Here is a 7,672-nt window from a genome sequence, read left to right as displayed (position 1 = left end):
GCGCTTGTCGGGGTCCCCCGGACTGTAGATCGGGTGTATGTGCCCCCCCCCCGCCGGGGGGCGCCCCCGGTGGGTGGCCCCCCCCGGGGCCCCCCCCCCCCCCCCCCCCCGTCATCCGCACGGATGACCGGCGGCAGCACGGGTAAGGTCCGTGCAGAGCATGCAAGATCGGCCCGGCCCCCAGGGGCGGGCCGCCGCCAATTCGGAAGGAAACGCGTGGAAGCCAACCCTCGTAGCACCGGGCGTCTGCCGGCAGCCTTCCTGACGCCCGGCTCCTCCTCGTTCATGGACTTCCTGGGCGAGCACTCACCGGAGCTGCTCCCGGGCAATCGCGTCCTGCCCCCGGTACAGGGCGTGGTCGAAGCGCCCCACGGCACCACGATCGTCGCCGCGTCCTTCCCCGGCGGTGTGGTGCTCGCCGGTGACCGGCGGGCGACGATGGGCAACATGATCGCCCAGCGGGACATCGAGAAGGTCTTCCCCGCGGACGAGTACTCGGCGGTGGGCATCGCGGGCACCGCGGGTCTCGCGGTCGAGATGGTGAAGCTCTTCCAGCTCGAACTGGAGCACTTCGAGAAGGTCGAGGGCGCACAGCTCTCGCTCGAAGGCAAGGCGAACCGCCTCTCCACCATGATCCGCAGCAACCTCGGCATGGCCATGCAGGGCCTCGCCGTGGTGCCGCTGTTCGCCGGCTGGGACATCGACCGGGAGAAGGGCCGGATCTTCTCCTACGACGTCACCGGCGGCCGTTCCGAGGAGCAGGGCTACGCGGCCACCGGCTCCGGCTCGATCTTCGCGCGCGGCGCCATGAAGAAGCTCTACCGCGAGGACCTGACCGAGCAGCAGGCCCTCACCCTGGTCGTCCAGGCCCTGTACGACGCGGCGGACGACGACTCGGCGACCGGCGGCCCGGACGTGGCCCGCCGTATCTACCCCATCGTCACGGTGATCAACGACGAGGGCTTCCGCAGGCTCGGTGACGACGAGACCGGCGAGATCGCCCGGGCCATCCTGGAGCACCGTCTCCAGCAGCCCGACGGCCCGCGCGCCTCGCTGCTCTGACCCACTTGCCACTGACAGAAAGGGACGGATAGCCGGTGTCGACGCCGTTCTATGTCTCACCCCAGCAGGCCATGGCCGACCGGGCGGAATACGCCCGCAAGGGCATCGCACGCGGCCGGAGCCTGGTGGTCCTCCAGTACACCGACGGCATCGTCTTCGTCGGTGAGAACCCGTCCCGTGCCCTGCACAAGTTCAGCGAGATCTACGACCGGATCGGCTTCGCCGCGGCCGGGAAGTACAACGAGTACGAGAACCTGCGGATCGGCGGTGTGCGCTACGCGGATCTGCGCGGATACACCTACGACCGCGACGATGTGACGGCTCGTGGACTCGCCAACGTCTACGCCCAGACGCTCGGCACGATCTTCTCCAGCGCGGGTGAGAAGCCGTACGAGGTGGAGCTGGTCGTCGCCGAGGTCGGCACCTCGCCCGAGGGCGACCAGATCTACCGGCTCCCGCACGACGGCTCGATCGTGGACGAGCATGGCTCGGTCGCGGTCGGCGGTAACGCGGAGCAGATCAGCAGCTTCCTGGACCAGCGGCACCGTGACGGGATGTCCCTCGCGGAGGCGCTGAAGCTGGCGGTCCAGGCGCTGTCCAGGGACACCAACGGAACGGAGCGGGAGATTCCCGCGGAGCGGCTGGAGGTGGCGATCCTGGACCGTACTCGTCCGCAGAAGCGGAAGTTCAAGCGGATCGTGGGTCGGCAGCTGTCCCGGCTTCTCGAAGCGGACGACGCGGCATCGACCCCCACGGAGGTCCCCTCCGACGCGGAGGACTCCGACGGGGAGGCGTAGCCGCCTCCCCGCGTCCCCACCGCCTCGGTGTTCCGCACCCCGTGGTGCCCTGCTGCGCGGGGCGCCGGGGGTGTCGCGGTGTTCCGCACTCCGTTCGGTGGGCCGGTGTGTCCGGCCTCAATCTCCCCCAGACTTCGTCCGGGGGGACCCCATGCCGGGCTTGGGTTTCGTGGGCTGGGCCGGGTCCGTGGTGGAGCGGCCCCAACGCCCACTTCCCGGCGACGGGCAACCCCGACATCCCCGCCTGGCCGGCGTTTGAGGCCGGACACTCCGGTCCACCGTGCGGGGTGGGGTGCACTGCGTAACCCTGCGCCGCGGAACGGGCGACCCCGAGCGACCCACTGTGCGGGTCAGCGGGGCGCGGGGCCCGTGGAGGCGCGGGGGACCAGGGTGACCGGGAGGTCCCCGGGGGCGGGGGCGCGGCCCGCGAGGACGGATAGGAGCGCGGACATGCCCGCCGCGCCCACCCGCTCCGCGGGGAGGCGGACCGTCGTGAGCTCCGGCTCCAGCGCCGTCGCCAACGTCATATCGTCGAAGCCGGCCACCGAGACATCCTCCGGCACCCGCAGCCCAAGCCGCCGGGCCGCCTTGCACGCACCCGCCGCGACCATGTCGTCGTCGCAGACGAGTGCCGTGGGGCGGGGGTTGCCCTGTTCGGTCAGGGCGGTCTCGGCAGCCGCCCGTGCGCCGTCCACGTCCAGGGGGGACCGGACCTTGCGCAGCGAGGCCCCGGGCACGTCGCGTACCGCCTTCTCCAGGGCGCGGGCGCGTACTTCGAAGGTCCAGGACGGGACCGCCGAGGCCAGATGGACGAACCGCCGGTGGCCCAGGGCGGCCAGATGGCCCGTCACCTGCCGCATGCCGTCCGCGATATCGAGGTTCACCTGCGCCGCGGAGCCCTGATCGGCCGGATCGCTGTCGAGCATCACCAGCGGCAGATCGGTGCCGCGGATCGCCTTCAGCGCCCCTGCCGCCATCGATGACGCGATCACCCCGTCCAGCGCGGCCCGTGCCGAGGCGAAGGGGTCCTTTGCGGGTCCGATCCCTTCCGGCGAGGGGTACAGCACCACGCCGAAGTCATGCTCCGCCGCGACATCGGCCGCGCCCGCGTACACCCGGGCGAAGAACTCGTTGGTCAGCGCGGGCACCACCAGCAGTGCGGTCCGGGTGCGGCCCAGGCGCAGGCTGCGGGCCGCCAGGTTCGGGCGGTAGCCCAGCTCCTGAGCCGCCTGCCGCACCGAGACCGCGGTGCGCTCGGACACCCGTCCCCGCCATTTGTCGCCCAGGACGAGCGAGACCGTGGCCTGTGAGACCCCGGCGGCCCGTGCCACGTCCCTGCTGGTCGGCCGCTGCACACTCGCCTCCGCCTCGTGCCCTGCGCCACGAGTGGACTCGTGGCCTGGGCTCATGGTACGTATGACGGAGCGCGAGTTATACGTAAAACTCCCTGAACGAAAAGGCGGGACATGGCCGCGGGAGTGTCCGGGTACGCAGAGATCCTCAAGGCGCCGCATGCGGCACGCCTCCTCACGGGCACCCTGGTGGGCCGCCTGCCGAACGCCACCGCGCATGTGGCGATCGTCCTGTTCATCCGCGCCGAGGGCGGCAGCTACGCCCTGGCGGGCGCTCTCACCGCCGTCTACGGTCTCGCCACCGCTGTGGGGCAGCCACTGCTCGGCCGGCTGGTCGATCTGCGCGGACAGCCCCGTGTCCAACTGCCGTCCGCCGTCGTCTCGGCGCTCGGCATGCTGCTCCTCGCTGTCGTCGGCCTCGGCTCGCTACCGGTGGCCTACGCGGCGGTGACCGTCGCCGGAGTGTTCACCCCGCCCCTCGAAGGCGGGCTGCGGGCCCTGTGGCCCGGTGTGCTGGGCCATCGCGAGGAGCGGGTGCACCGGGCCTACGCGATGGACGCGATAGCCCAGGAAATCATGTTCACGGTCGGTCCGTTGCTGGTCACCCTGCTGGTGTGGCTCTTCTCGCCGGCCGCCGCGCTGCTCGTCATCAACGCCCTGGGGCTTGTCGGCACGGTCTCGGTCATCGTGTCCGGACCTTCCAGGAACTGGCGGTCCGCGCCTCGTGAGGCGCACTGGCTGGGTGCCCTGCGCTCGCCCGGGCTGCTGGCGCTGCTCGGCTCGTTCTTCTTCGTCGGCCTGGCCCTCGGCTCCATCACGGTCGCCGCGCTCGCGTACGCCGACGACCACGGTGGTGACACCGTGTACGGCTGGCTGATGGCCGCCCTCGGCCTCGGAGCGCTGGTCGGCGGCGTCGCCTACGGGGCCCGTCAGTGGGCCGGTGCCCCCGAACGGCGGCTGCGGGTCATCGTGGCCCTGCTCGCCCTCGGCTATCTGCCGCTGATGCTCACCCCCGGCGTGCTGCCGATGACCGCCCTCAGCGCGGTCGCCGGGGTGTTCCTGGCGCCCGCGATCGCGTGCGCGTTCATCGTCGTCGACCGGCACGCTCCTCAGGGCACCGTCACCGAGGCGTTCTCCTGGCTGGTGACCACGTTCGGCGTCGGCGCCGCCGCGGGAACCGCCGCCGCGGGTCCCGCGGTGGAACTGGGCGGGACCGTGGCGGGCTTCGCCGTGGCGGGGGCCGGCGGAATCGCCGCGCTGCTCGTCCTGCTGGCCACCGGACGGGTCCTCGCAGTTCCCGGCCGGAGCGCACACATCGCGTCAGGGGATGAAATTGGTCGGAGCCGTACTGCCGAACCCGGTTTCAGCGCAGGGCATCAGGCGTAATGTTCAGTCATGGACCGCCGAATTTTCGGGCTGGAGAACGAGTACGGCGTCACGTGCACGTTCAGGGGACAGCGCCGACTGTCGCCTGACGAAGTGGCGCGGTACCTCTTCCGCCGTGTTGTGTCATGGGGCCGCAGCAGTAACGTCTTCCTGCGCAATGGGGCCCGTCTCTACCTCGACGTGGGATCGCACCCGGAGTACGCCACTCCGGAATGTGACAATGTGACCGAGCTGGTCACGCACGACAAAGCAGGGGAGCGGATTCTCGAAGGCCTGCTCGTCGACGCCGAGCGCCGCCTGCACGAGGAGGGAATCGCGGGCGACGTCTATCTGTTCAAGAACAACACCGACTCGGCGGGAAACTCCTACGGCTGCCACGAGAATTACCTGGTGGCCCGCCACGGGGAGTTCTCGCGGCTCGCGGACATCCTGATTCCCTTCCTGGTGACCCGGCAGCTGCTCTGCGGCGCCGGGAAGGTGCTCCAGACTCCGCGCGGCGCCGTCTACTGCGTCAGCCAGCGCGCGGAGCACATCTGGGAGGGCGTCAGCTCCGCCACCACCCGGTCCCGCCCCATCATCAACACCCGTGATGAGCCCCACGCGGACGCGGAGCGCTACCGCCGTCTGCATGTCATCGTCGGTGACTCGAACATGTCCGAGACGACCATGCTGCTCAAGGTCGGCGCCACCGACCTGGTGCTGCGCATGATCGAGGCGGGCACGGTGATGCGTGACCTGACGCTGGAGAACCCCATCCGGGCCATCCGGGAGGTCAGCCATGACATCACCGGTCGGCGCAAGGTGCGCCTGGCCAGCGGGCGTGAGGCCTCCGCGTTGGAGATCCAGCGCGAGTACTACGACAAGGCCGTGGACTTCGTGGACCGCCGCGGGATCCGCTCAGGCACCGTCGAGCAGGTGCTCGAACTCTGGGGCCGTACGCTCGACGCCATCGAGCAGGAGGACCTGGACCGGATCGGCACCGAGATCGACTGGGTGATCAAGTACAAACTCCTCGAGCGGTACCGGGCCAAGCACAACATGACGATGTCCCACCCGCGGGTCGCCCAGATAGACCTCGCCTACCACGACATCCACCGCCGCCGTGGCCTCTACTACCTTCTGGAGAAGAAGGGGCAGACGGCCAGGATCTGCAACGATCTGAAGATCTTCGAGGGCAAGTCGGTGCCCCCGCAGACCACCAGGGCGAGGCTGCGCGGTGACTTCATCCGCCGTGCCCAGGAGCAGCGCCGTGACTTCACCGTCGACTGGGTGCATCTCAAGCTCAACGACCAGGCCCAGCGGACCGTGTTGTGCAAGGACCCGTTCCGGTCGGTCGACGACCGGGTGGAGAAGCTGATCGCGGGGATGTAGCCGCCGGTGTGAAAGGGTGCCGCCCGCTGTCCGGGGACGGAACGTGTCCCCGGACAGCGCGCGGCTTTCCCATGTGGCGGCGCTTCGAAGACCGCGGGGAGTGCACACCGTAGAGTGGCGGCCATTGCCCATGGCCTCGACTCCCAGTTGGACTGATGAACTACAACACCAAGCGACGTATCGCCTCCCTGCTGGCCGTGCCCGCCCTGCTGTTCGCAAGCGCGTGCGGTTCAGATGAATCGAACGACTCGGTGGCAGGTGTGGCCGAGGTCAAGGGGAAGTTCGGCGAGAAGCCCCAGATCACCGTCCCCAAGGGCGAGAAGCCCGCGGACAAGACCGTGGTGGAGACAGTCACGGAGGGCAGCGGAGCCAAGGCCGCCAAGGGCGACTGGGTCCGTATCGACTACACCGTGCGCAAGTGGGACGACCCGGCCGACCTCGGTGGGACGTACCCCGAGAAGGGTGGTGCGACCACCGCGCACCGTCAGCCGGTGGAACGCCTCGGGGAGCAGAGCCAGAACCTTCCCCCCAAGGTCGTCGAAGCGGTCGAGGGGAAGAAGGCGGGCAGCCGGATCCTCATCCAGGGCACCGCGGGCGATCTGATCGGACAGAACCTCAACCCGCAGTCGGGCATCAAGGCGGCAGACACCCTGGTGTGGGTCGTGGACCTGGACGGTGCCGCCAAGGTCGACTCGAAGGCCGAGGTCAAGGGTACGCAGGCGGCTCCCGCGCCCGGAATGCCCACGGTGAGCGCCCCCGCGCAGAAGGCCGCCACGATCACCATCCCGAAGGGTGAGAAGGCTCCCACCACGCTGAAGGAGCAGATCCTGATCAAGGGCAACGGCCCCAAGGTCGAGGCCGGTCAGGGCCTGATCGCGCAGTACACGGGTGTCAAGTGGGAGGACGGCAAGAAGTTCGACTCCTCCTGGGACCACGGAGGCGTGACCGCCTTTCAGATCGGCACCGGCTCCGTCATCGAGGGCTGGGACAAGGGGCTGGTCGGCAAGAACGTCGGTGACCGGGTCCTGCTGGTGATTCCGCCCTCCCTCGGCTACGGCGCCGACCCCTCCAGCGAGCTCGCGAAGAACACGCTGGTCTTCGTGGTCGACATCGTCGGCGCGGTCTGAGACGCGGTCCGTCCACCGATCTGTGAGACTGTGCCGGTTGCGAAGTTCATCAGTTTGAGGAGCACAGCAGTGAACATCGAGAAGCCCGAGATCGACTTCCCGGGCGGCGAGCCGCCGGCCGACCTGGAGATCAAGGAAATCTGGGAGGGCGACGGCCCCGAGGCCAAGGCCGGTGACACGGTTGCCGTGCACTATGTGGGCGTGGCCTTCTCGACCGGCGAGGAGTTCGACGCGTCCTGGAACCGTGGCACTCCGCTCCGGTTCCAGCTCGGTGTCGGCCAGGTCATCAAGGGCTGGGACCAGGGTGTTCAGGGGATGAAGGTCGGCGGTCGCCGCCAGCTGATCATCCCCGCGCACCTCGCGTACGGAGAGCGCGGCGCCGGCGGCGGCCTCATCGGCCCCGGTGAGACGCTGATCTTCGTCTGCGACCTGGTCGCGATCTGATCGCAATCGGTCACAGTGGGGGCCCCCCCGGGCCCGCCGGGGCCCCCCCGGGTTGACCGGCCGACCCCACCGGGAGGTGTGACCCACCCACACACTGAGACTGGGCGGGGGCGGGGGGGGGGGCGAGGCTGTG

At 69.8% G+C, this 7,672-nt stretch carries 7 protein-coding genes; 6 read left to right on the top strand and 1 reads right to left on the bottom strand.

What is annotated here, in order from left to right; translation table 11 throughout:
- Positions 1–216 precede the first annotated feature (216 nt).
- Positions 217–1,062: a proteasome subunit beta gene (prcB, locus tag ACFWI9_RS18300; protein ID WP_387163147.1), complete on the top strand. Its 846-nt coding sequence runs from the start codon at positions 217–219 to the stop codon at positions 1,060–1,062.
- A gap of 35 nt (positions 1,063–1,097) precedes the next feature.
- The gene (prcA, locus tag ACFWI9_RS18295) at positions 1,098–1,859 is read left to right on the top strand and encodes a proteasome subunit alpha (protein WP_387163146.1); all 762 of its coding nucleotides are present in this window, start codon (positions 1,098–1,100) and stop codon (positions 1,857–1,859) included.
- Between the two features lie 350 nt (positions 1,860–2,209).
- On the opposite strand, the gene ACFWI9_RS18290 is transcribed toward prcA, so the two are convergent.
- Positions 2,210–3,268 carry a LacI family DNA-binding transcriptional regulator gene (locus tag ACFWI9_RS18290; RefSeq protein ID WP_387163144.1) on the bottom strand — a complete coding sequence of 353 codons (1,059 nt, stop codon included), beginning with the start codon at positions 3,266–3,268 and terminating at the stop codon, positions 2,210–2,212.
- A gap of 57 nt (positions 3,269–3,325) precedes the next feature.
- Between ACFWI9_RS18290 and ACFWI9_RS18285 the strand changes: the two genes are divergently transcribed.
- The 4 genes from ACFWI9_RS18285 to ACFWI9_RS18270 all read left to right on the top strand — a co-directional run bounded on the left by ACFWI9_RS18285 (position 3,326) and on the right by ACFWI9_RS18270 (position 7,539).
- Entirely contained in the window at positions 3,326–4,597 is a 1,272-nt protein-coding gene (locus ACFWI9_RS18285) for an MFS transporter (protein WP_387163141.1), read from the top strand.
- Positions 4,598–4,606: 9 nt separating this feature from the next.
- Positions 4,607–5,968, top strand: coding sequence for a Pup--protein ligase (pafA, locus tag ACFWI9_RS18280; RefSeq protein ID WP_338675567.1), 1,362 nt, complete (start codon positions 4,607–4,609; stop codon positions 5,966–5,968).
- Positions 5,969–6,123: 155 nt separating this feature from the next.
- Positions 6,124–7,095 (top strand): FKBP-type peptidyl-prolyl cis-trans isomerase, encoded by a 972-nt coding sequence (locus tag ACFWI9_RS18275; RefSeq protein WP_387163139.1) that lies wholly within the window; start codon positions 6,124–6,126, stop codon positions 7,093–7,095.
- A gap of 69 nt (positions 7,096–7,164) precedes the next feature.
- Positions 7,165–7,539, top strand: a complete 375-nt coding sequence (locus ACFWI9_RS18270; protein ID WP_387163137.1) for an FKBP-type peptidyl-prolyl cis-trans isomerase — start codon at positions 7,165–7,167, stop codon at positions 7,537–7,539.
- Positions 7,540–7,672: the final 133 nt, after the last annotated feature.

Origin of the sequence: Streptomyces sp. NPDC127084 (genome assembly GCF_042724175.1) — a bacterium.
Lineage (GTDB): Bacteria > Actinomycetota > Actinomycetes > Streptomycetales > Streptomycetaceae > Streptomyces.
The sequence above is the reverse complement of the archived record's forward strand: the minus strand, read 5'-3'. Positions and strand labels throughout refer to the sequence as shown.